Source organism: Mesorhizobium amorphae (assembly GCF_014843845.1).
Taxonomy (GTDB): domain Bacteria; phylum Pseudomonadota; class Alphaproteobacteria; order Rhizobiales; family Rhizobiaceae; genus Mesorhizobium; species Mesorhizobium amorphae_A.
The window spans coordinates 1-223 of the sequence record NZ_JHQS01000070.1 but is presented as its reverse complement, the minus strand read 5'-3'; the positions used below and the strand labels follow the sequence as shown (position 1 = coordinate 223).

Here is a 223-nt window from a genome sequence, read left to right as displayed (position 1 = left end):
GTACGCCTCGTGGGCGATGGTATTTGAAGCTGCGCCCAAATATCATCTGCCCATTCGCCAGCAGCGCTGACGCCAAGGTGTCTCCGCGGTATCCGGACAGACGCTTTCCGTCAAATGAGAAGCTCAGCGGGGCGTCGCGCTGAATAAGTCCACCATCTTCGAGCCTGTAAAATGTCACAGTATGACCTCCGCAGGCGCGCCCAACGCAGCATCGAAGGTCCCA

General features: G+C 58.3%; 1 protein-coding gene. It reads right to left on the bottom strand.

Annotation, left to right across the window (positions count from 1 at the left end; genetic code table 11):
* On the bottom strand, window positions 1-178 hold a 178-nt coding region (locus DH08_RS30025), incomplete at its 3' end, for a 2Fe-2S iron-sulfur cluster-binding protein (protein WP_192182883.1).
* Window positions 179-223 lie beyond the last annotated feature (45 nt).